The sequence below is a fragment of the Cytobacillus oceanisediminis genome (genome assembly GCF_003182355.1).
GTDB classification, from domain to species: domain Bacteria; phylum Bacillota; class Bacilli; order Bacillales; family Cytobacillaceae; genus Cytobacillus; species Cytobacillus oceanisediminis_A.
This window is the reverse complement of sequence record NZ_QGTW01000011.1, coordinates 142,363-165,007: the sequence shown is the minus strand read 5'-3', so window position 1 is coordinate 165,007 and position 22,645 is coordinate 142,363. Positions and strand designations below refer to the sequence as shown.

The 22,645-nt window shown below is 42.5% G+C and carries 19 protein-coding genes and 1 other annotated feature; of the genes, 13 read left to right on the top strand and 6 right to left on the bottom strand.

Annotated features, from left to right (window positions below; all coding sequences use genetic code 11):
- Window positions 1-28 precede the first annotated feature (28 nt).
- Window positions 29-1,225, top strand: a complete 1,197-nt coding sequence (gene metK / locus DFO73_RS19450; protein ID WP_110066374.1) for a methionine adenosyltransferase — start codon at window positions 29-31, stop codon at window positions 1,223-1,225.
- Between the two features lie 291 nt (window positions 1,226-1,516).
- Window positions 1,517-3,421: an asparagine synthase (glutamine-hydrolyzing) gene (gene asnB / locus DFO73_RS19445; RefSeq protein WP_110066373.1), complete on the top strand. Its 1,905-nt coding sequence runs from the start codon at window positions 1,517-1,519 to the stop codon at window positions 3,419-3,421.
- 35 nt (window positions 3,422-3,456) lie between these two features.
- Here asnB and DFO73_RS19440 read toward each other — a convergent pair whose 3' ends face one another.
- Both DFO73_RS19440 and DFO73_RS19435 read right to left on the bottom strand, forming a co-directional pair.
- Window positions 3,457-4,308 (bottom strand): C39 family peptidase, encoded by an 852-nt coding sequence (locus tag DFO73_RS19440; protein ID WP_110066372.1) that lies wholly within the window; start codon window positions 4,306-4,308, stop codon window positions 3,457-3,459.
- 117 nt (window positions 4,309-4,425) lie between these two features.
- The gene (locus DFO73_RS19435) at window positions 4,426-4,947 is read right to left on the bottom strand and encodes a gamma carbonic anhydrase (protein WP_110066371.1); all 522 of its coding nucleotides are present in this window, start codon (window positions 4,945-4,947) and stop codon (window positions 4,426-4,428) included.
- Window positions 4,948-5,134: 187 nt separating this feature from the next.
- Here DFO73_RS19435 and DFO73_RS19430 point away from each other — a divergent pair, with 187 nt between their 5' ends.
- The gene (locus DFO73_RS19430; RefSeq protein WP_110066370.1) at window positions 5,135-5,938 is read left to right on the top strand and encodes an alpha/beta hydrolase; all 804 of its coding nucleotides are present in this window, start codon (window positions 5,135-5,137) and stop codon (window positions 5,936-5,938) included.
- A gap of 542 nt (window positions 5,939-6,480) precedes the next feature.
- The gene (locus DFO73_RS19425) at window positions 6,481-7,575 is read left to right on the top strand and encodes a tetraprenyl-beta-curcumene synthase family protein (protein WP_110066369.1); all 1,095 of its coding nucleotides are present in this window, start codon (window positions 6,481-6,483) and stop codon (window positions 7,573-7,575) included.
- A 36-nt stretch (window positions 7,576-7,611) separates the two neighbouring features.
- Here the strand turns inward: DFO73_RS19425 and DFO73_RS19420 are convergent, their stop codons facing one another.
- Entirely contained in the window at window positions 7,612-8,184 is a 573-nt protein-coding gene (locus DFO73_RS19420) for a tRNA (mnm(5)s(2)U34)-methyltransferase (RefSeq protein WP_110066368.1), read from the bottom strand.
- On the bottom strand, window positions 8,181-9,149 hold the full coding sequence (locus DFO73_RS19415; RefSeq protein ID WP_110066367.1) for a TIGR01212 family radical SAM protein: 969 nt from the start codon (window positions 9,147-9,149) through the stop codon (window positions 8,181-8,183). Before DFO73_RS19415 ends, DFO73_RS19420 begins: the two co-directional genes overlap by 4 nt.
- Before the next feature lie 262 nt (window positions 9,150-9,411).
- On the opposite strand from DFO73_RS19415, the gene DFO73_RS19410 reads away from it, so the two are divergent.
- The 3 genes from DFO73_RS19410 to DFO73_RS19400 all read left to right on the top strand — a co-directional run bounded on the left by DFO73_RS19410 (window position 9,412) and on the right by DFO73_RS19400 (window position 11,255).
- Entirely contained in the window at window positions 9,412-9,675 is a 264-nt protein-coding gene (locus DFO73_RS19410; RefSeq protein WP_110066366.1) for a YtzC family protein, read from the top strand.
- Between the two features lie 12 nt (window positions 9,676-9,687).
- Window positions 9,688-9,867 (top strand): glycogen biosynthesis protein GlgD, encoded by a 180-nt coding sequence (locus tag DFO73_RS19405; RefSeq protein WP_110066365.1) that lies wholly within the window; start codon window positions 9,688-9,690, stop codon window positions 9,865-9,867.
- A gap of 206 nt (window positions 9,868-10,073) precedes the next feature.
- Window positions 10,074-11,255: an MDR family MFS transporter gene (locus DFO73_RS19400; protein ID WP_110066364.1), complete on the top strand. Its 1,182-nt coding sequence runs from the start codon at window positions 10,074-10,076 to the stop codon at window positions 11,253-11,255.
- A gap of 174 nt (window positions 11,256-11,429) precedes the next feature.
- Here DFO73_RS19400 and DFO73_RS19395 read toward each other — a convergent pair whose 3' ends face one another.
- Window positions 11,430-11,780, bottom strand: a complete 351-nt coding sequence (locus tag DFO73_RS19395; protein WP_110066363.1) for a hypothetical protein — start codon at window positions 11,778-11,780, stop codon at window positions 11,430-11,432.
- 139 nt (window positions 11,781-11,919) lie between these two features.
- On the opposite strand from DFO73_RS19395, the gene DFO73_RS19390 reads away from it, so the two are divergent.
- From DFO73_RS19390 to DFO73_RS19365, 6 genes are all read left to right on the top strand, one after another.
- Complete coding sequence (locus DFO73_RS19390) at window positions 11,920-13,281, top strand: sigma-54 interaction domain-containing protein (RefSeq protein ID WP_110066415.1); 1,362 nt, start codon at window positions 11,920-11,922, stop codon at window positions 13,279-13,281.
- Between the two features lie 345 nt (window positions 13,282-13,626).
- A complete protein-coding gene (locus tag DFO73_RS19385; RefSeq protein ID WP_110066362.1) occupies window positions 13,627-14,946 on the top strand; it encodes a GntP family permease in 1,320 nt (439 codons plus the stop codon).
- A 56-nt stretch (window positions 14,947-15,002) separates the two neighbouring features.
- Window positions 15,003-15,779: a 3-hydroxybutyrate dehydrogenase gene (locus DFO73_RS19380; RefSeq protein WP_110066361.1), complete on the top strand. Its 777-nt coding sequence runs from the start codon at window positions 15,003-15,005 to the stop codon at window positions 15,777-15,779.
- 432 nt (window positions 15,780-16,211) lie between these two features.
- Window positions 16,212-16,436 (top strand) — a binding site (T-box leader).
- A 324-nt stretch (window positions 16,437-16,760) separates the two neighbouring features.
- Complete coding sequence (gene leuS / locus DFO73_RS19375) at window positions 16,761-19,178, top strand: leucine--tRNA ligase (protein ID WP_110066360.1); 2,418 nt, start codon at window positions 16,761-16,763, stop codon at window positions 19,176-19,178.
- Window positions 19,179-20,102: 924 nt separating this feature from the next.
- Entirely contained in the window at window positions 20,103-20,408 is a 306-nt protein-coding gene (locus DFO73_RS19370; RefSeq protein WP_110066359.1) for a rhodanese-like domain-containing protein, read from the top strand.
- Between the two features lie 106 nt (window positions 20,409-20,514).
- Complete coding sequence (locus tag DFO73_RS19365; RefSeq protein ID WP_009333366.1) at window positions 20,515-20,697, top strand: sporulation protein Cse60; 183 nt, start codon at window positions 20,515-20,517, stop codon at window positions 20,695-20,697.
- Window positions 20,698-20,725: 28 nt separating this feature from the next.
- Here DFO73_RS19365 and DFO73_RS19360 read toward each other — a convergent pair whose 3' ends face one another.
- On the bottom strand, window positions 20,726-21,994 hold the full coding sequence (locus DFO73_RS19360; RefSeq protein ID WP_110066358.1) for an NAD(P)/FAD-dependent oxidoreductase: 1,269 nt from the start codon (window positions 21,992-21,994) through the stop codon (window positions 20,726-20,728).
- Between the last annotated feature and the right edge of the window lie 651 nt (window positions 21,995-22,645).

Below are 22,645 nucleotides of genomic sequence, written 5' to 3'. Positions count from 1 at the left end.
AATTTTCTATTTATAAGGAGGAAGCCAGATGTCAACAAAGCGTCGTTTGTTTACTTCTGAATCAGTTACTGAAGGTCATCCGGATAAGATTTGTGACCAAATTTCTGATGCAATTTTAGATGCGATTTTATCTAAAGATGCGAATGCCCGTGTTGCTGCAGAAACTTCTGTCACAACAGGACTTGTATTAGTTGCAGGTGAAATCACAACATCTACATACGTAGATATTCCAAAAATCGTTCGTGAAACGGTGAAAGAAATCGGTTATACCCGTGCTAAATATGGTTTTGATTCTGAAACATGTGCAGTATTAACTTCCATTGACGAACAGTCAGCGGATATCGCCATGGGTGTTGACCAAGCATTGGAAGCACGCGAAGGAAAAATGAGCGATGAGGAAATCGAAGCAATCGGTGCAGGAGACCAAGGCTTAATGTTTGGCTTTGCCTGCAACGAAACAAAAGAGCTTATGCCTCTTCCGATTTCTTTAGCACATAAATTATCCCGCCGCCTGACTGAAGTGCGTAAAGAAGAGATTCTTCCTTACCTTCGTCCGGACGGCAAAACTCAGGTAACGGTTGAGTATGATGAAAATGATAAGCCGGTCCGTATTGACACGATTGTTATTTCCACTCAGCATCATCCGGAAATCAGCCTGGAGCAAATCCAGCGAAACCTGAAGGAACATGTCATCAATCCGGTTGTTCCGAAAGAACTAATCGATGAGGATACAAAATACTTCATTAATCCAACAGGACGTTTCGTTATTGGCGGACCTCAAGGGGATGCAGGGTTAACTGGGCGCAAAATCATTGTAGATACTTACGGCGGTTATGCACGCCACGGCGGCGGAGCATTCTCCGGTAAGGATCCTACAAAGGTTGACCGTTCTGCTGCCTATGCTGCACGCTATGTTGCGAAGAACCTTGTAGCTGCTGGTTTAGCGGAGAAAGTGGAAGTACAGCTTGCCTATGCTATTGGTGTAGCACAGCCAGTGTCCATTTCTGTAGATACATTCGGCACAGGAAAAGTAGACGAAGATGTACTTGCTGATCTTATTAGAAAGCACTTTGATCTTCGTCCTGCGGGCATTATTAACATGCTTGACCTTCGCCGCCCAATCTATAAGCAAACAGCTGCTTACGGCCATTTCGGACGTACAGATGTTGACCTTCCTTGGGAGCGTACAGACAAAGCTGAAGTCCTTCGTTCTGAAGCTAACTAATAAAAGAGCGGGAGTTGCATTTTATATGTAACTCCCGCTTTCTTTTTTACGTCTTAAAACATATGAGGGAAAATTCATCCGTATAGGGTCTTTCTGCCCTTTAGGCGTTTACCGATTTATGTTATCGTATAAACTTCTGATAATGGCTTTATTTTCCGTGGAGATTTTTTTCATAATCCCCGTGCTAATTTAAAATGATTAGTGGTAGTATTATAGGGTATGTTTTTTAAGACAGAGGAGCCGAAAGGCTATATTAATAACGAGAAAAGAATGGAGTAGGTGACGTACATAATGTGTGGTTTTATTGGTTGTGTACATGATAAAGCACAAAATTACCGTGACGCAGATAAAGAGCAATTTGAAAATATGAATGATATCATTACCCATCGCGGCCCGGATGATTCGGGATATTACTTTGATGAACATATCCAATTCGGCTTCCGCCGCTTGAGTATTATCGATATTGAAAGCGGACATCAGCCGCTGACTTATGAAAATGAGCGTTATTGGATTATTTTTAATGGTGAAATCTACAACTATGTGGAATTGCGTGAAGAACTTCTCAAAGCAGGCTTAAGCTTTGAAACTAGCTCTGATACAGAGGTTATTATCGCCCTTTACAGCCATTTAAAAGAAAAAGCTGTTGAAAAGCTTCGCGGCATGTTCGCTTTTGTGATCTGGGATAAACAGGAGCAGTCATTATACGGAGCAAGAGATCCATTCGGGATTAAACCTTTCTTTTACTATGACAAAGGAGACCGTACCTTCTTTGGTTCAGAAAAGAAGAGCATCCTATTGGCGCTGCAGAATGATGTATTGAATTATGATTCCTTGCAGCACTATTTAACCTATCAGTTTGTGCCTGAGCCAAATACGATGTCAGAAGGAATCCATAAGCTGGAGCCAGGCCACTATTTCACGAAAAAAATAGGCGCTCCAATGGATATCAAACGATATTGGAAAGCAGCTTTCCATCCTATCCAAAAGTCGGAAGCGGACTTTACTAAAGAAATTCGGGATGTATTATTTGATTCGGTTAAAATGCACATGCGTGCTGATGTTCCAGTTGGTTCATTCCTTTCAGGCGGTATCGACTCTTCTATCATTGCATCGATTGCGAAGGAATACCATCCGGCTATTAAAACCTTTTCTGTCGGATTTGAGCGCAATGGCTTCAGCGAGGTGGATGTTGCGAAGGAAACGGCAGAAAAACTGGGCGTTGAAAACATCAGCTATATCATATCGCCTGAAGAATATATGAATGAGATTCCGAGAATCATGTGGCATATGGATGACCCGCTTGCAGATCCAGCGTGCGTACCTCTTTATTTTGTAGCTAGGGAAGCGCGCAAACATGTAACGGTTGTTCTCTCCGGTGAAGGTGCCGATGAGCTGTTCGGGGGCTATAATATTTACCGTGAGCCCCAATCTCTTGAGGTGTTCAACAAAATACCGGCAATCGGCAAAAAGCTGTTAAGAATGATTGCGAACATGATGCCAGAAGGAATGAAGGGCAAAAGCTTTATCGAACGTGGCGTAACACCGATGGAGGAACGCTATATCGGAAACGCGAAAATGTTTACAGAAGAAGAAAAGCGCAATCTGCTTCATGTCTATAAAGATGGCTTAAATTATACGGATATCACAAAGCCGCTATATGAAGAAAGCCGGGGCTATGATCCGGTTGACCGTATGCAGTATATTGATATCCACACATGGATGCGCGGAGACATTTTATTAAAAGCGGACAAAATGACGATGGCCCATTCACTTGAGCTGCGTGTTCCTTTCCTTGATAAAGAAGTGTTCGAAGTAGCTTCTAAAATACCGACCAGCCTGAAAACGGCGAATGGCACTACGAAGTACATTCTTCGCAAAGCAGCAGAAGGTGTTGTTCCGGAGCATGTGTTAAACCGCAAAAAGCTTGGCTTCCCGGTTCCAATCCGCCATTGGCTGAAAGATGAAATGAATGACTGGGCTAAAAATATTATCCGTGAAAGCAGAACAGACCATCTAATCAACAAAGATTATGTGCTAGGGCTTCTTGAGGACCATTGCCAGGATAAAGCAGATAACAGCCGTAAAATCTGGACTGTTCTTATGTTCATGGTATGGCATCAGGTTTATGTAGAAAAGAAATACTCCTTTGAAAAAGAGTACTTAGTGAATAAAGATCTTCAGCCTCTAAAAGGCTAAAAAAACGTCCATCAGGGGTATCCTGATGGACGTTTTTATTGCGGAAGATAGGTAATAGCTTGTCTTCCCATCTGCATCCAGGCTTCCTCGAAGTCCGCAATGGGAGCTTTTTTATTTTTTTCGCCTGTCAGCGGATCGTTGAAATACATATATTCCTGATCATAGCCTGTCAGCAGTACAGAATGCTCTTTGTATGTAATCTGGATTTCACCGCTTGGCGTATGCCATGTTTGGAAAAAATCATCCGAGAGCTTTTTGTATGCAGTATTGGTAATGATCCAAACAGGCCTGCCATCTGATAGGTGAATTTTTAACTCAGTAAAGTCGGAACCGGTAAGATCTCTAATGGAGCCCGGTAAATACTTTTCGGCAAGCTCTTTCACAGGTTTATGGTAAACGCCCAGTCCCGGATTATCAAAGGAATACATATCACCCACAAAACCATCGTTCGGATGGCCAAAGTAAATTTTCCCGTCTTCTATATTATAAGGTTCAGAGTTTTTCTTTATCTCTTTTGCCAGAGTGATTTTATCAGCCTGAATGCCTGCATGCTGAAGGAGCATGGACAGACTTGTCACTTCGCATCCCCTCGGCAGTTCAGGAAATTGATTAACAGCGGGAACATCAATCAGCGTTTCGTCTTTAATTTTAACAAACGCGGTATTGTGCTCTATAAAAGCACTAGTTTTCTTAACAGGTTCACTTAGCCATGACTTCATCTGATCGACTGCCGAAGCTGACCGGTTCTGGTCCAAATTATCAAGCACAAAGGCAGCAGAAATAAGGATAAAAACAACCAGAAACAAGGATGCTGTTTTTAACAGTGTCTTTCTAAATATCACAATCAGAAACAGAAAAAGCACGATTGCCGCTATATATAAATACAATTCCTTCACCCGCCTCGGTCTAACTGCTTGTTTATTATCGGCAAAATCCCTTAAATATTAAATTTATAAGCTTAGTTCATACTTAAAAGGGAATTAGTTAGAAGAATGAGAGCCGTGTTATTTAGTGTCTTTTTGCAAAGACTTATAGTATTGCCCTTTTTCGGCATATTCCCTGCTGATGCGTTCCATATCTTGAATATCTTCTGGGGTCAGTTCACGGATAACCTTAGCAGGCCTTCCAAAAGCAAGTGTATTAGGCGGGATTTTTTTGCCCTGTGGAACAAGACTGCCTGCGCCAATGAAAGCACCCTCACCGATTTCCGCCTGATCCAGCACAATGGAACCCATCCCTATTAATGCTTTTTTACGGATAATGCAGCTATGCAGGATTACCTGATGGCCGATAGATACTTCATCTTCCAATATCAATGGGTTATTCGGGCTTTGATGCAGAACTGAATTGTCCTGGATATTTACTTTTCTGCCGATAATGGTGGGGGCTACATCTCCCCGGATAACGGTGTTAAACCATACGCTGGATTCCTCGCCGATCTCCACATCACCGGTTATGGTAGTAAAATCAGCAATAAAAGCTGATTCTGCAATTTGGGGTTCTTTGTCTTTGTATGGATAGATCATCTTTGAACACTCCTATAAGTAGTTTGATTATTTTGATTCTATCACAATAAGTATTTTTAACGTTATTTTAGCAAAAAGAATCGGCGTATTTTTATCAGTGTTTGATTCATGAACAATTTAAGCATCTAGGCTATAATATATTTACATAAGATGGTTCGTATGTAATAAAAGGCTAGGGGGATGGACTATGTGGAAATGGGAAACTGAAGGAGAAGCAAAGGGCGTTATTGTCATGGTGCATGGGGCAATGGAGCATCATCGCCGCTATGGCTGGCTGATAGAAATGTGGCGCTTGGCCGGTTTCCATGTCATCATGGGAGATCTTCCTGGCCAGGGCATGACGACAAGGTCAAGAAGAGGCCATATTGATTCCTTTGATGAATACATCCTTGAAGTAAAGGATTGGGTACAGGCTGCAAATGAGTTCGAATTGCCGGTTTTTCTTTTAGGGCATAGCATGGGCGGCCTGATTGCCATTCGGCTGCTTCAGGAAGAAAGAATGAATTTGGCTGGAGTGATTCTTTCGTCTCCATGTTTAGGTCTAGTCAAACAGCCTTCCAAATTCCTTAACTTTTTATCGCTGGGCCTTAACTCAGTGGTGCCAAGCCTGAAAATGGATGCCGGCTTGTCCGTCGAGATGGCAACCAGAAATCAGGATGTACGTGATGCAGATTTGAACGATTCTCTGTACGTAACCAAGGTTTCAATCCGATGGTACCGTGAACTTGTGGCATCCATAAAGCTAGCCTTTGAAAACCTGGATAAAATACAGGATGTGCCGCTCCTTGTTTTGCAGGGCGGCGATGACAAAATTGTCAATAAAACAACTGTCAGGGATTGGTTTAACCTGGCACCCTTCTCCGAAAAAAGGTTCAAAGAATGGCCAAAATGCTATCATGAAGTTTTTAACGAACCTGAGCGGGAAGAAGTTTTCGAGTATACAAAAGATTTTGTTAACAGCCAATTAAAAGCGCTAGGGTATGTTGTGTAAAAGGGAAAAATTTAAACTCTGCCCTCTTGGAGTAAGATTAACACCCAAAATGGGTTTACGATAAGCAAAAGGGGCGTTAATGAACATGATTAACGACCAACTAGGGTTAGAAGTAAAAATATCGTCGTTAATCAGCTGGATTAACGCCCAAAATGAGCTTGCAATGCAGAGTATGGTAGTTAATGAACATGATTAACGACCAAACTAAGGTTAAAGGTAAGAATATCGTCGTTAATCAGCTGGATTAACGCCTAAAATGAGCTTGCAATGCAGAGTATGGTAGTTAATGAACATGATTAACGACCAAATAGGGTTAGAAGTAAGAATATCTTCGTTAATCAGCTGAATTAACGCTCAAAATGGGTTTACGATGACCCAAAGGTCGTTAATCAATATGTTTCCTCTCAAAATAAATCGGCTGTCAGATGAAAAATAGGTGGGGCTGACCCGGCAGCTTTCGGGGATAGCGTTAAGAGGATGCAACCAACTTTTATAAATAACTAAACAGCATGCGCCCTGTGCCAAAGGAGGTAGGTAATGTCATGAGTGTCCCTTCCATGCCAATTAGTTTGATGTCACATGTATATCGGAAAGTTCTGCCTGCAGTCCATAAAGAGTTAGCATATTGGAAAAGCAGGGCAGAAGCCATCCCGGATCCGGAATTAAGGAAGCAGGCTCTTGCCAGCATTGAGCATAAAACCTTCCACTGTGAAGGTGGGGCGATTATGTCTTTAATGGCTAAGGCAAAGTACGAGGATGCCATTAAATTTATTGTCGCTTATCAGACAATCAGCGATTATTTGGACAATCTATGTGACCGTAGTACTTCACTGGATCCTGGAGATTTTGCCGCTTTGCATGAGTCAATGGAGGATGCGCTGAACACCGATGCCTCCAGTAAAAATTATTACCGCTTGAGAAATGAACAGGATGATGGAAATTATCTTGCGGATTTAGCAGCTGCCTGCAGGGAAGTTTTGTCCGGCCTGGAGCATTACACTCATATAAAAAGCCATTTGCTAGAATTATGCCGCTATTACTGTGATCTGCAAATACATAAACATGTGGTTGTGGAGGAGCGAGTTCCACGCCTGCAAACCTGGTTTGATCAATACAGGTCGGATATTCCGGAGATGGAATGGTATGAGTTTTCAGCTTGTTCCGGGTCGACGCTCGGAATTTTCTGCCTGGTCTCTTACGCGTTAAGAGATGATTTTGAAAGGGAACATGCGGAAAATATCCGCAATGGCTATTTTCCTTATATTCAGGGCCTCCATATTCTTCTGGACTACCTGATTGATCAGGAGGAAGATCGAGCTGGCGGGGACTTAAATTTCTGCTTTTATTATGAAAATGAAGAAAAGCTGTTTTCGCGCCTCAAGCACTTTGTCCTTGAAGCGGACAAGCATACCGAAAAGCTTCCCCATAAGCATTTCCACAAATTGATTAATCGCGGATTGCTGGGCATCTATTTATCAGATGAAAAAGTTAGAAAACAAAGGAACGTACGGAGATTAGCGAAAAGCATGATTAAAACAGGCGGAATGGTCAGTTATTTCTTTTACATGAACGGACGGGCTTACCGGGCTATGCAAAAATTGGTGCCGGCCGGGATGGTCAAAGCATTTATAAAATAATAAAAGCCTGCATTCACGCAGGCTTTTTGCATTTGTTTACCGTTTTTCAATCGCCACAATAAATGGGGGATTATTCTTTTGATTAATAAACTGATATTGCAGAACATGGACCAGGCTTTGGTCCAGCTGCTTGACATAACGGAGCAGATAATCACGTTCGACCGCTCCTTCTATATGGCCGTGATAAATGACCAAAAGAATAATTCCTTCAGGTGCCATCAGCTCCAATAGCTGGTCGATGGCAGAAATAGTTGTTTGCGGCCGGGTAACAATTGATTTATCCCCGCCAGGCAAATAGCCTAAATTAAAAATGGCAGCGGTTATTTTACCATGATGGACAGGCGGGACATTTTGAAGGATATATTCGTGTCCAGAGTGGAAAAGGGTAGCCCGGTCAGCCAGCTCATGCTCTCCAAGGCGTACTTTCGTATTAAAAACTGCCTCCTCCTGAATATCGAATCCGTAAACCCTTCCGTTTGGCCCGACTAAATTGGCCAGATAAACTGTATCGTGCCCGTTCCCTAAAGTAGCATCAATGACGATGTCTCCAGGGGACACTGCTTTTTCAAGCAGCTGCCTTGCAAAAGGTAAAATTCTTTCAAGTTTCATGACATTGCCTCCAATTGGCTGGGGCTAAAAAATTTCCCTTGCCAGCTGTTTCTGCGCTTCAATTCTGCATCAATGCTATTGAGAACCTCCCACTTATTGACGCTCCACATCGGCCCAATCATCAAATCAATCGGACCATCGCCCGTAATTCGATGTACAATCATTTCCGGAGGTAAAATCTCCAGCTGGTCGCATACTAAGTTTACATACTCTTCAAGAGACAGGAACTCGAGCATTCCTTTTTCAAATTGCTTGACCATTGGTGTCCCCTTTAATAAATGAAGAAGGTGAATCTTAATTCCCTGTACATCAAGCTTTGCAACCTCACGTGCAGTTTCCATCATCATTTCAGGCGTTTCAAGCGGAAGGCCATTAATAATATGGGAACAAACTCGGATCCCATGTTTGCGGAGTTTGTTTACTCCTTCCACATAGCATTGGTAGTCATGTGCACGGTTGATCAGCAGGCCTGTCCGCTCATGAACAGTCTGTAATCCCAGCTCTACCCAAAGGTAGGTTCTTTGGTTAAGCTCAGCCAAGTATTCGACTACATCATCAGGCAGGCAGTCAGGGCGCGTCGCGATGGAAAGGCCAACAACTCCTTCCTTCTCAAGCACCCTTTCATACATTTCACGCAGCATTTCTACAGGAGCATGTGTGTTTGTGAAAGCCTGAAAGTAGGCCATATACTTGCCATCTTTCCATTTATGGTGCATTTTTGTCTTAATTTCGTTAAATTGTATTTCCAAATCATCTGCACGGTTTCCGGCAAAATCCCCTGAGCCTGCCGCACTGCAAAATGTGCACCCGCCATGTGCAACAGTACCGTCTCGGTTAGGGCAATCGAAGCCGCCGTCCAATGCTACTTTGAAAACTTTATGGCCAAATTCATTTCGTAAATGATAATTCCATGTGTGGTAGCGCTTATTATCAGATGCAAATGGAAAAGGATTAGTTTGATCCATACCTGTTCCCTCCCTTTGAGAACTTATATATATATATAGGTTGAAATAGTAATTTTCAAATGCCCTGCTCAAGGCTTATTCGCAGAATGCGGACGCCTTTCGCTTTTCTTGTTTTTCATAAAATTAATCTTAACATGAACGTAAAGCCTTATCCAAGGGGAATTGGCAGGAAATAGGGTAGTAAGGATTGCGGAAAAATGAACAAACTAATACATGAAGCATGCATGCTTCTATACCCATTCTTCAAGGAGGGGAAAGTAAAATGGCAACTCGTGAATCGATGGATACACTCTTGCAGCAATGTGAGGATGCAATCCGCTATGCACAGGAGCAGTTTGATGCCGGACGGACACAGGAGCACTATAATGATGAAGATTTCTCCAGTGCTCTTCAATCTTTGGAAGCTGCTTATAATGATATTACTCAAATGGCCCATAGCGCCAATTCCCAGCAGCGGGAACAGCTTCACCGTATGAGGCTTCAGCTGCAGCAGCTCCAAAATCAGATGATTATACTTCCTCATTAAGGAGTGATCGATTTGAAAAAACGTTCAAAGCAAAATAATCCCGAACAAAAAACACGAAACGGGGTCAACAGCCAGGACCTTGAACTTGGACAGGATTTTGATGCAGTAAAGCAATCGAAAAAGAAGTATGAAAACAGAGGCGGCCAGCCAGTCAAATCAAAATTCCATCCGGAACCGGAACAATCCTCCTAAATAAAAATATGGAAAAGCCCCGATGCGTTTTCGTATCGGGGCTTTAATATGCATCAAAAAAGAAATTATTCTGTCTATAATAATCGAATGAAAATCTATTGCAAGGACAGGAAAAAACAACTAAAATTATTTTGGATTTCGAAATATACTTCTGGGGGCAATTGTCCCCCGTAAGTAAAATAAATAATTTAAAGGGGCGTTTTTACATGCCGCGTACCTTATGGCTCTTAATTATTGGGATGGCAGTGAATGTAACCGGCTCTTCTTTTTTGTGGCCTTTAAATACCATTTACATTCATGAGCATTTAGGAAAATCTTTATCTGTTGCAGGTCTTGTCCTTATGCTGAATGCTGCTGCAAGTGTAGTCGGCAATTTGTTTGGCGGAAGCCTCTTTGATAAAATAGGCGGCTATCGGTCCATTCTTCTTGGTATTGGCATCACCGTAATGGCGCTTCTCGGCCTTACCTTCTGGCATGGCTGGCCTGCCTATGTGGTGTTTCTGACATTTGTCGGCTTTGGTTCGGGGATCGTTTTTCCATCGATGTTTGCAATGGCGGGATCGGTTTGGAAGGAAGGAGGGCGAAAGGCATTTAATGCCATCTATGTTGCCCAGAATGCTGGTGTGGCGATAGGTGCAGCTCTCGGCGGGCTTGTAGCATCATATTCGTTTCAGCTAATTTTCCTGGCCAATACACTCATGTACATTGTATTTCTGCTGATAGCCGTATTCGGATACAGGGGCATTAATACCATTTCAGGCCAGCAAACATCCATCCTCCAGGAAAATCGAGTTGTTAAAAACCATACAAAGCTATATGCATTGCTTATTCTTTGTGTCGGATATTTATTATGCTGGGTCGGATATGTGCAGTGGCAATCCACTATTGCGGCATATACCCAGGTGATGAACATTTCTCTAAAGCAATACAGCCTGCTATGGTCTATCAACGGAGCACTGATTGTTCTTGGCCAGCCTTTAATCAGCGGTTTGGTAAAATGGTTCAAAACACTGAAGTCACAGATGATCGCTGGAATGGTCATTTTTATTGGATCCTTTGCAGCAGCCGCAAGCGCCGAGCAATTTTCTGCTTTTATTGCGGCAATGGTGATTCTGACGATAGGCGAAATGCTTATCTGGCCAGCAGTGCCGACGATTGCCAATCAACTGGCGCCAAAAGGGCGGGAAGGGTTTTACCAGGGTATTGTTAACAGCACCGCGACAGGCGGCCGTATGATTGGACCTTTATTGGGCGGTATTTTGGTGGACCTTTATGGAATCTCCATGCTATTTGCAGTTCTGATGGTATTATATGGTTTTGCTATTATGACAACCCTGGTATATGACCGGAAATTGAAGGAGTCCAAGGAATTGGCACATGCTTCATAAGAAAAACCTGCAGTTTACCGCTGCAGGCTTTTCTGTTTATAAGGTTTATCAACGAAATTAAGCCAGATAGCAACGAAAAAATGAATATATCAACGAAATTTTAGATATATCAACGAAAATCCAATTTTATCAACGAATCCACCGGATTTATCGGCCAAGACATGATCCGCAGTCTTAGCCGGCACCTTCCAAATATTCTTCCTTTTGCTTGTCTGCAAACACAACTTCATTGAAAAAGCTTTTTAATATAAGCCATCTGGCTGGATAGCAGTCAATAAAGTCTTCAAGCACCTCTTCTGAATAAAGAAGCAGAATATCCAGATCCGCTCTATGTTGCTTTAAGTCATAAAGGAGGGCATGCGGAATCGTGTAATAGTCATTCAGCTGCCATTGATTCAGTTTTATCGTGAGAATATTGTGCTCTTCAATATAAGCCTCCAAAGTCTGTTTTTGTAACTGAGCACTTTCCTCTTTTGATAAATTTCCCGACTGCCAATTCGGATTGATTAAAAAAATGCCTTTCATGCGAAACACCTCCACAAGCTTCCGATTAATAATGGTATGGGCAATAAAACCGGGAAGAATACCTGTATTGGTGAATTTGTTGTCAGAAAAATATGATAAAATAAGAGGTAAAATTGAGCTTGTCTTAAGAGGAGATAAAATGAAAAGTGCATTATTTGATTTGCCAATTGAAATTGTTGAAACCATAGTTGAAAATGCTTTCGGATGGCTGGTGGTTGTTGATAAAGATGGGAAAATTATTTATATAAATAAAAATTACTGCGATTTTCTGGAGGCCGAGAGGGAGCAGGTCCTGGGAATGCATGTCGCTCAGGTTATTGAGAATTCGCGGATGCACATTGTTGCGGCAACTGGAAAGGAAGAAATTGCCGACCTGCAATATATTAAAGGCAATTATATGATTGCAAATCGCATTCCCATCATTTCGGGCGGGGAAGTGATAGGGGCATTTGGGACCGTGTTCTTCAGGGATACAAAGGAATGGATGCAAATGAACAGCCATGTGAAGAGCATGCTGACAAAAATCCAAAGCTACATCCAGGATATTGACCGAAGTGTTAAATACAGCCTCGGCGATATTTTAGGCAGCTCGAAACAAATCCAAAGCCTAAAGGAAAAAGTAAAAATGGTAGCCGCTAGCGATATTTCAGTTCTGATCCGCGGGGAAAGCGGGACTGGAAAAGAACTGTTTGCCCATAGCATTCACCAGCTCAGCAACAGAAGCCATCAGCCGTTCGTAAAAATAAACTGCGGAGCCATCCCGGAGCATCTGCTGGAATCCGAGCTGTTTGGATATGAGGAAGGAGCTTTTACAGGTGCGAAAAAAGGCGGCAAAAAAGGAAAGTTCCAGCTCGCAGATGGAGGCACATTATTTCTGGATGAAATCGGCGATATGCCGCTTAATATGCAAGTAAAGCTGTTGCGTGCTCTCCAGGAAGGTGAAATAGAAAGCGTTGGTTCGACTGCACCTGTTAATGTGGATGTCAGAATTATTGCTGCAACCAACCGGCCGCTCGAAAAAATGATGGAAGAAAAGCGTTTCAGGGAAGATTTATTTTATCGGATCAATGTCGTGCCGTTTATGGTTCCTCCATTGCGTGATAGGCTGGAAGATCTGTCTATCCTGATTGATTATTTTATAAAAAAAATCACCAAAAAGTCTGGAAAGAGGATCAGTGCGATTGATGATAATGTAATCGAAAAATTTCACCAATACAGCTGGCCGGGGAATATCAGAGAGCTGGAAAATGTCATAGAAGCATCTGTGCATTTAACCAGCAATGAAACCATCTCCACGGAATCATTGCCAGATTACATGAAAGAATCGGCTGTTTACCCTGTTGGCAAAAAGAAACTGAAGGATATTTTGGAAGAAACAGAAAAGCGGATCCTAACCCAGAGTTTAAGCAAGTTTAACAATGATCGCCTTGAAGCAGCGAAAGCCCTCGGAATCAGCAAATCTTCCATGTATGAAAAGCTAAAAAAATATGGAATTGAATAAGAGTCAAATAGTCCATAAATCCGGAATCTATTCCAGATCTATGGACTATTTTCATTCTAGTAATTTTATTTTTAAAAAACTAAGGTGTAGACATAATTATCTGAAAACTTGTCTAGTATAATGGCTGACTTGCCATTTACCCATTCCAGAATTCCGGAAAAAAGATTCATAAATTATTCATTATCCCTCTTTCTATAAAGTGATTCATTTTGGCATGTTTCTTGCAACATTAATTCGCAAATAAGCAACTTTCGTAAAACGACGTTCAGCTTATTTTGCAAGCGGTTACAAGAGGGAGGGTGCCAATTAGTTTTTTTTCTATTTAAGAATAAAGGGGGAAATACAATGCTAAGTATGATCGGTCTAATAGGCGGGCTTGCCCTGCTGATTTTCTTAACCATGCGGGGGATGAACCTTTTGGTTGTAGGGCCATTGTCCGCACTGTTTGTAGCTGTTTTTAGCGGTATGCCGCTGTTTCCGCAACTGGCTGGTGAAGGAGAGGCTAATCTGGTCGGGAATTATATGTCCGGTTTTTCAGGTTTCGTCACTTCATGGTACTTAATGTTCCTATTGGGGGCAATTTTTGGGAAAGTAATGGAGGATAGCGGAGCGGCTGACAGTGTATCAAAAATGGTGGTTGATAAGCTGGGCATGAAATACGCGGTACTTGCCATTGTCGCTTCCTGTGCGATCTTAACTTACGGAGGCGTCAGCTTGTTCGTAGTTGCTTTTTCCGTATATCCAATGGCATTGAGTTTATTTAAGCAGGCTAATCTTCCTAGAAGGTTTATTCCTGCAGCGCTTGCCTTTGGTTCCGTAACTTTCACCATGACATCTGCGGGGTCCCCGGAGATCCAAAACTGGATTCCAATAGAGTATCTTGGAACAACTCCATATGCTGGATGGGAAGTTAGTTTAATCGTAGCTGTGTTTATGATGATATTTGGTTATTGGTGGCTGAAGCGCATGATCACGAAGGCTGTGAACAAAGGAGAAACCTTCGAATCACGCAAGCAGGATCCTGTTACTGAAAATAAAGAGTTGCCGCATCCATTCATGGGTGTTGTGCCATTAATCGTCGTATTGATTATTTCTTTTGTATTCCATGATTCTCTTAAACAATCTGCACTTATTCTTGCGTTATTGGGCGGTGTCATTGCTACTTATTTGTTAAACCGCAAGTACTTTACGAACTTCTGGAATGCTGTGTCTGATGGAACGCTTGGCGCACTAATCGCTATCGGTAATACCGCTGCAGTAGTAGGATTTGGAGGAGTTGCCAAGGCAGTGCCTGCTTTTGCAACAGCAGTAGATATGATGACAAACATCCCTGGAAGCCCGCTGATTGGAGGGGCTATTGCTGTCAGTGTAATTGCCGGTATGACCGGTTCGGCTTCAGGGGGCCAGGCAATTGCATTGCCAATATTGGCGCCGCATTATATGGATATGGGTGTCAATGCGGAAGCCCTCCACAGAACAGTAGCCATTTCATCAGGTGCCCTCGACTCTCTGCCGCATAATGGCTATGTTGTTACCACTGTCAGGGCGATCTGCGGCGAAACCCACCAGGCTGCATATGGAGCAGTAGCAGCTGTTACGGTTATTGTTCCGCTAATCGGTCTTGCATTAGCTATTGTCTTGTTCTCTCTTGGACTTGGAATCTAAATTAGGCAGGGGCTCATCCAATCGGGCCCCAGCTTTGTTTTTGAAAGGAGCTTATCATGGTACAGAATAAAGTAGTTTTCATAACAGGTGCAGCCCAGGGGATTGGCTATGAAATTGGAAAAAGGTTTGCTGAAAATGGGTCTAAAATTGTTTTGACAGATATCCAGGAGGACGCCGTCAAAAAAGCTGCAGAGACTCTGAAGAGTGAAGGGTACGAAGCGATTGGCCTAAAATGCGATGTTACTTCTGAAAAGGAAATACAAGAGGCAATCCAGGATACAGTCAGCCATTTTGGCACGCTGGATGTCCTGATCAATAACGCGGGACTGCAGCATGTTTCATTTATTGAGGATTTTCCAACTGAAAAGTTTGAGTTTCTCATTAAGGTCATGCTGACGGCTCCATTCGTAGCAATTAAGCATGCCATGCCTGTTATGAAAAAACAAAAATCCGGTAGAATCATCAATATGGCTTCCATCAATGGATTGGTAGGATTTGCAGGAAAAGCTGCTTATAACAGCGCGAAGCATGGAGTAATTGGCCTTACGAAAGTTGCTGCACTGGAGGCAGCCGAAGACGGCATTACCGTAAATGCGATTTGTCCTGGCTATGTAGATACTCCCCTTGTAAGAAATCAGCTGAATGACCTGGCTAAAACGAGAAATGTACCGCTTGAAAAAGCGCTTGAAGAAGTTATTTATCCATTAGTGCCGCAAAAAAGGCTTTTAACTGTTGAAGAAATTGCCGACTATGCGATTTTCCTTGCTGGAGAAGCAGCAAAAGGGATTACGGGCCAAGCGGCAGTTATTGATGGAGGCTATACAATTCAATAATAGGGGGCCTATTAAAGTCCTTTGAACCACCAATCAAAATTGCTACATATTAAAGAGTGGCCATGCTCTCTTTTGCTATTGATCCAGGATTGAATAAAACAGCAGAACATGTGGGCATAATGGTGAATAGTGAAATCCTGCAAATATACCATACGCCGAATGCGTGATAAAAGGCCCGCATTGCATAGGCGGATTCAGTTCCTATTATGGTGATTTTTCTATTGTTCTTTCATTCGCATCTTGCTGATTTATAGTTGATTTAGGGGGACACTGAGCAATGGCAGGGTGGAAGTTTTTTTACTGAATTTTGGTAAAAGATTGTGCACCTAATCGATGGTCACTGCATATTCTAGATATTAAATTTCCTGTCAGGGTAAGCCTACTTGCATCCTGGCGGGAAATTTATTACAATAGCTATATTCTTATATATATCGAAATGCTTAGATAAGGAATAGTAATGGTGCTTCAGCCCGATTTTAGAGAGTTGACGGACGGTGCAAGTCAGCCGGGCACATCATGAACTCGCCTTTGAGCAGCAAGTGTGAAGTAGCAGTAATGCTTGCCGTATTCCGCGTTAAGGATGAATGAAGCGAGTGACATGGTCACTAATGTGGGTGGTACCGCGGGAGATTTATACATAATCCTCTCGTCCCTTTATTGGGATGAGAGGTTTTTTTATTTAAAGAAAATGAAGTACAAATTTTTGAAGTCAGAAGGTAGTCTAGCCCCGTGCACCATCAGCTCGAGGTCATAAGACAATCCGTCAAAAAGGTTAAAGAACAGCCTTGCCGCGGGCTCATCCTATGCTTGAGACCCGCAGGATAAGGAAGGCTTCGTCAGTAAAACATCGCACGGCCAAAATCGGCAGCTTTTGGGAGGATGCGGGTCATGCAGACGTTGCCACAGGACGCGGCGGGTTTAGTCTTCGGTCCTTTGGATAAGCGGGCGCCCTGCACTTTCTGATATTAGGAGGAAACAAAGATGAGTTTTAATCACCAGGAGATTGAAAAAAAGTGGCAAAGCTACTGGGACGAAAATAAAACATTCAAAACGACTGAAGATAAAGGCAAGCGCAAGTTTTATGCACTTGATATGTTCCCATACCCCTCCGGTGCTGGCCTTCATGTTGGCCATCCGGAAGGCTATACAGCAACAGATATCCTTTCCCGCATGAAGCGGATGCAGGGCTATAATGTTCTTCACCCAATGGGCTGGGATGCATTTGGTTTGCCAGCAGAGCAATATGCGCTTGATACTGGAAATGATCCTGCAGAATTTACAGAGCAGAATATCAATACATTCCGCCGCCAGATTAAAGCCCTAGGTTTTTCATACGATTGGGATCGTGAAGTGAATACAACAGATCCAGAATATTATAAATGGACACAATGGATTTTCTTAAAGCTTTATGAAAAAGGGCTTGCTTATATTGATGAAGTCGCTGTTAACTGGTGCCCCGCATTGGGAACTGTTCTTGCCAATGAAGAGGTAATTGACGGAAAGAGTGAGCGCGGCGGCCATCCGGTAGAGCGCCGGCCAATGAGACAGTGGATGCTGAAGATTACGGCTTATGCGGATCGCCTGCTTGAGGACCTAGATTTATTGGACTGGCCGGAGAGCCTTAAGGATATGCAGCGAAACTGGATCGGCCGTTCTGAAGGAGCAGAAGTAACGTTCAATATTGAAGGCCATGACGGCACGTTCACTGTATTCACAACACGACCTGACACATTATACGGAGCAACTTATGCTGTTCTTGCTCCAGAGCATACGCTTGTTGATAAAATCACATCAGATGGGCAGCGAGAGGCAGTTCAGGCTTACATTGACAAAGTAAAGAGCAAGAGCGATCTTGAGCGTACTGATTTGGCTAAAGAAAAAACAGGAGTATTTACAGGTGCCTATGCCACCAATCCGGTTAATGGCGAAAAAATGCCAATCTGGATTGCTGACTATGTTCTAGTAAGCTATGGTACTGGCGCAATAATGGCTGTTCCGGCTCATGACGAACGCGATTATGAGTTTGCCAAGCAATTTGATCTTCCAATTAAAGAGGTAGTTGCTGGCGGAGATGTGGAGAAGGAAGCCTACACTGGGGACGGCGAGCATGTAAACTCTGATTTTCTTAATGGCTTAAACAAAGAAGAGGCCATTGAAAAGATGATTGCATGGCTTGAAGAAAAAGGCATTGGAACGAAAAAGGTTACTTACCGCTTGCGTGACTGGCTATTCAGCCGTCAGCGTTATTGGGGAGAGCCGATCCCAATTATCCATTGGGAAGACGGCACAATGACAGCCGTTCCGGATGATCAGCTGCCATTGGTGCTTCCAAAAACAACGGAAATTAAACCGTCCGGAACAGGAGAATCTCCATTAGCCAATATTGATGAGTGGGTTAACGTTGTGGATCCTGAAACAGGCAAAAAAGGCCGCAGGGAAACAAACACAATGCCGCAATGGGCGGGCAGCTGCTGGTACTATCTTCGCTATATTGATCCTAAAAATAGCGAAGCCCTTGCAGACCCTGAAAAATTAAAAGAATGGCTTCCGGTTGATATTTATATCGGAGGAGCAGAACACGCGGTTCTTCACCTTCTATATGCCCGCTTCTGGCATAAGGTCCTTTATGATGTAGGCGTTGTCCAGACGAAAGAGCCTTTCCAAAAGCTATTCAACCAGGGGATGATCCTTGGTGAAAATAATGAAAAAATGAGTAAATCTAAAGGCAATGTAGTTAATCCGGATGAGATAGTTTCCAGCCACGGCGCGGACACACTTCGTCTATACGAAATGTTCATGGGGCCGCTTGAAGCATCCATTGCCTGGTCTACAAATGGTTTGGACGGATCAAGAAGATTCCTTGACCGCATCTGGCGCTTATTTGTTGAAGAAAATGGCGAAGTAAGCCCGAAAATCCAAGACACTGAAGAAGGCACGAATTTAGAAAAGGTTTACCACCAAACCGTTAAAAAGGTAACTGAGGACTACGAAGGATTGCGCTTCAATACAGCCATTTCGCAAATGATGGTATTTATAAATGAAGCATATAAAGCTACTGTCCTTCCAAAGAGCTATGTTGAAGGCTTTGTAAAAATGCTTTCGCCAATTGCTCCTCATATTTCCGAAGAGCTTTGGTCAAAACTTGGCCACAGCGGTTCCATTGCCTATGAAGCATGGCCAGCATTTGATGAAGCGAAAATGGTTGACGACGAAGTAGAAATCGTTATCCAAATCAATGGAAAAGTAAAAGCAAAGCTTATGGTGCCTGCAGATGCCAAAAAAGATCTATTGGAGCAGATCGCAATGGGCGATGACAAGGTAAAAGAGCAAATTGACGGAAAAACTGTCCGCAAAGTTATTGCCGTTCCAGGTAAACTTGTAAATATCGTTGCCAATTAAGAATTTTTAGCTAAAACCACCTCTTTTTTTAGAGAAAGGGGTGGTTTTTTGATTATTGGAATTTGAATCATATGGTAAAGGCGTCTCAAGCCCTTTATTAGGGCGGTTTATTATGGTTTTTAGTAGTTTCAACAATTTATTAGCAACTTTGTCCTCTTTATTAGCAACTTTTAAAAAATATTAGCAACTTCAGTACATTTATTAGCAGCTTTTAAAAAATATTAGCAACTTTGAATTATAGTAGCGAAGATGAAAATCCCCGCAGGAAGTTTCGGTTTACCGCAGATTAACAGGCAGTAGGGCTGAAGATTGGGAAGTGCTTTTTAAAAAAAGAGAGCATCAGCTAACTGCCTGTAAAAGCCCGATAAGTGAAACTAACCTTTGCGGAAAAAACACCCGCAAAGGAGTTTCACTTTACCGCAGATTAACGGACAGTAAGGGCTGAATACAGATATCGATCTAAAATAATATCAACAGCCAAACTGTCCGTAAATGCCCGATAAGTTCAGCTAATCTTTATGGAGAAAACCACTCCATAAAGAAAGCTGAACTTTACCGCGATTAACAGGCAGTAAGGCTGAAGATTGGCATATTGCCATGTAAAATAGAGAGCATCAGCCAACTGCCTGTAAAGGCCCGATAAGTGAAACTAACCTTTGCGGAAAAAACACCCGCAAAGGAGTTTCACTTTACCGCAGATTAACGGACAGTAAGGGCTGAATACAGATATCGATCTAAAATAATATCAACAGCCCAACTGTCCGTAAATGCCCGATAAGTTCAGCTAATCTTTATGGAGAAAACCACTCCATAAAGAAAGCTGAACTTTATATTTTTTGTGCCATATAGGGTATTATAGGAGTGGCGGCATTTATCAATGCTACATGCCTGGTATTTATAAGCTTTATAGAAAGGGTGTTAGTAATGGATCATATTGAAGAAATTACAACAGAAGAGTTGCAAAAGAAGCTTGAAGCAGGGGAGAAGCTTGAGCTTGTTGATGTAAGGGAAGATGATGAGGTTGCATCCGGTATGATTCCTGGTGCGAAGCATATCCGCATGGGGACAATTCCAGAAAACCTTGATAAATTTGATAAAGATACTGAGTACATTTTCATTTGCCGCTCCGGCAGCCGCAGCGGTAATGTATGCCATTATATGAAAGACCAAGGCTACAAGGTCCGCAATATGGTCGGCGGTATGTTGAACTGGCAGGGAAAAACTGAATAACAAACCAAAACGGAGCCGACAGGGCTTCGTTTTTATTTGTATCTTTAATTTTAAAAATTAAGAAAATTGTCAAAGCTAATTTTAAAAGCCAGAAAGGAAGTTTCCTGTGATTAAGGTAAAATTATTCGATCATGAACATGAAAAGGATCTTGAAAAGGATATGAACCACTTTTTGGAAAAAATTGAGGAAAAAAAGCTGCTGGATATAAAATATAATGTGGCAGCAGTCCAAGAGGATGAAGACGAGCAGATTTACTGTTTTTCTGCGATGGTTATATATAGAGCCTGATGCATGCAAGCACCAGGCTCTAATTTTCCTAAATGTTTTTTGCGGAGCCTGCAGCGTTAATCCCTGCAAGTCTGCCTGTTACGAGTGCGGATGTAATATTGTATCCGCCTGTATAGCCGTGTATATCAAGGATTTCTCCGCAGAAAAAAAGGCCATTCATCATTTTCGAAGCCATCGTTTGCGGTTCAACTTCTTTTACGGATACACCACCGCCGGTAACAAAAGCTTTATCAAGCGGCAAAGTGCCGTTAACAGTAAACTGAAAGGATTTGCAGCCTTTTACAAAGCTTCTGACTTTTTCATTGGAGATATTGGCACCCTGCGCAGATGGGTCAATTCCATTTTGGTCAAGAAGAAACAGCAAGTATCTTTCGGGAACAAGCCCTTTCAAAAGATTCTTTATGCTTTTCTTCGGTTCATCCTTAATCATTTTTGAAACATCCTGGAATAAAGGTTCTTCCTTTGTATCTGGAACTGCATCCAGATTCATTGTAACTTCTTTCAGGTTCCATTTCTTCATTGCTTTTACTACATACTGACTGCAGCGCAAAACGGCTGGGCCGCTAATGCCGAAATGGGTAAAAATCATATCCATCCTATGGGAGATAAGCGCTTTTCCTTTAGGATTCAAAACACTAAGCGCCACACTTCTAAGCGACAATCCCTGCAGGGTTTTTTCTTTAATAAACCTTTCTGAAGAGGTTAATGGAACCTCCGTTGGGAAAAGATCGGTTATCGTATGGCCCGCTTTTTCCGCCCACGCATAGCCATCACCAGTTGAACCTGTATGCGGAACTGATTTTCCCCCGACTGCAATAACCACAGCATCTGCATCATAAACATCGCCTGTTTTTAATTCTACTGATTTCACCCTGCCATTTTCATAATGGACATCGTGGATTGGGCTATTGGTTTTAATATCCACCTTCAACTCTTTTAGCCTTGTAATCAAGGCATCGACAACAGACTGGGCTTTATCTGTTACGGGGAACATCCGCCCATGATCTTCTTCTTTCAGCTTAATGCCCAGATTTTCAAAGAACCTAATAATATCTTCATTGCTAAAAAGGGAGAAGGCGCTATACAAAAATCGTCCATTGCCAGGGATATGCTTAATGATTTCGTCTACTGGCAGCCTATTTGTGACATTGCATCGGCCTCCGCCGGAAATCGCAAGCTTCCTGCCAAGCTTGTCCCCTTTATCGATTAAAAGCACCTTTGCTTTCTGTTCGGCTGCCCCAATGGCGGCCATTAGCCCTGACGGCCCTCCGCCAATTACAATTACATCATATTTCATATTTTCACCAACTTATCTTGATTCGCTTTATCGCAGATTAGCAGACAGTAATATCCCCATCTCAAGACTTTTAAGAAAGGCTCTGTTAACCTTGCCTGTTGATTTCCGCTCAAGAAGCTCAGCGAACCGCGGGCGGTCCGGGAACTTCCTCGGCGCCTTGTGCCTGCGGGGTCTCCCTTTGATCCGCACTCCCGCAGGACTTTGAATAAGCATCCTTGCGTAAACACCGCACGAAGAAAATGCGAATGCATTTTCGAGGATCTCGCGCCTTCCACTCCAATCAACAAAGTGCAAAAATCAACTTTAACACAGCCTTAATAGAACAAGTAAGGCTAAGGGGATAAACTGCCAGTAAATTCGCAATTGATTCACCTAACCATCAGTGTGGGATGAAGAAAACCAGGCTGATGGAAGTTTCACTTTATTAGCAATACCTCTATTATAATGCAATTTCCCTTTTTCTAAAAATAAAGCTGTTATATACAGGTTTTGTAAGTGGCATTTCTTCGTCAAGAAGAGTACACTACAAATAGTGTGTCTAAAAATATAGAAAAATGACGAAATCTAATATTATTTAGGCTAAAATCATTGTCTCAATTAGCTTTGGCCTTAACATACAGTTTTCACATAGATTGCAGGCTGCAGTTTTTT

Coding starts and splice junctions, on each gene's coding strand:
- metK (WP_110066374.1), top strand. CDS start 29: ATGTCAACAAAGCGTCGTTTGTTTACTTCTGAATCAGTTACTGAAGGT.
- asnB (WP_110066373.1), top strand. CDS start 1,517: ATGTGTGGTTTTATTGGTTGTGTACATGATAAAGCACAAAATTACCGT.
- DFO73_RS19435 (WP_110066371.1), bottom strand. CDS start 4,947: ATGATCTATCCATACAAAGACAAAGAACCCCAAATTGCAGAATCAGCT.
- DFO73_RS19430 (WP_110066370.1), top strand. CDS start 5,135: ATGTGGAAATGGGAAACTGAAGGAGAAGCAAAGGGCGTTATTGTCATG.
- DFO73_RS19425 (WP_110066369.1), top strand. CDS start 6,481: ATGAGTGTCCCTTCCATGCCAATTAGTTTGATGTCACATGTATATCGG.
- DFO73_RS19420 (WP_110066368.1), bottom strand. CDS start 8,184: ATGAAACTTGAAAGAATTTTACCTTTTGCAAGGCAGCTGCTTGAAAAA.
- DFO73_RS19415 (WP_110066367.1), bottom strand. CDS start 9,149: ATGGATCAAACTAATCCTTTTCCATTTGCATCTGATAATAAGCGCTAC.
- DFO73_RS19410 (WP_110066366.1), top strand. CDS start 9,412: ATGGCAACTCGTGAATCGATGGATACACTCTTGCAGCAATGTGAGGAT.
- DFO73_RS19400 (WP_110066364.1), top strand. CDS start 10,074: ATGCCGCGTACCTTATGGCTCTTAATTATTGGGATGGCAGTGAATGTA.
- DFO73_RS19395 (WP_110066363.1), bottom strand. CDS start 11,780: ATGAAAGGCATTTTTTTAATCAATCCGAATTGGCAGTCGGGAAATTTA.
- DFO73_RS19390 (WP_110066415.1), top strand. CDS start 11,920: ATGAAAAGTGCATTATTTGATTTGCCAATTGAAATTGTTGAAACCATA.
- DFO73_RS19385 (WP_110066362.1), top strand. CDS start 13,627: ATGCTAAGTATGATCGGTCTAATAGGCGGGCTTGCCCTGCTGATTTTC.
- DFO73_RS19380 (WP_110066361.1), top strand. CDS start 15,003: ATGGTACAGAATAAAGTAGTTTTCATAACAGGTGCAGCCCAGGGGATT.
- leuS (WP_110066360.1), top strand. CDS start 16,761: ATGAGTTTTAATCACCAGGAGATTGAAAAAAAGTGGCAAAGCTACTGG.
- DFO73_RS19370 (WP_110066359.1), top strand. CDS start 20,103: ATGGATCATATTGAAGAAATTACAACAGAAGAGTTGCAAAAGAAGCTT.
- DFO73_RS19360 (WP_110066358.1), bottom strand. CDS start 21,994: ATGAAATATGATGTAATTGTAATTGGCGGAGGGCCGTCAGGGCTAATG.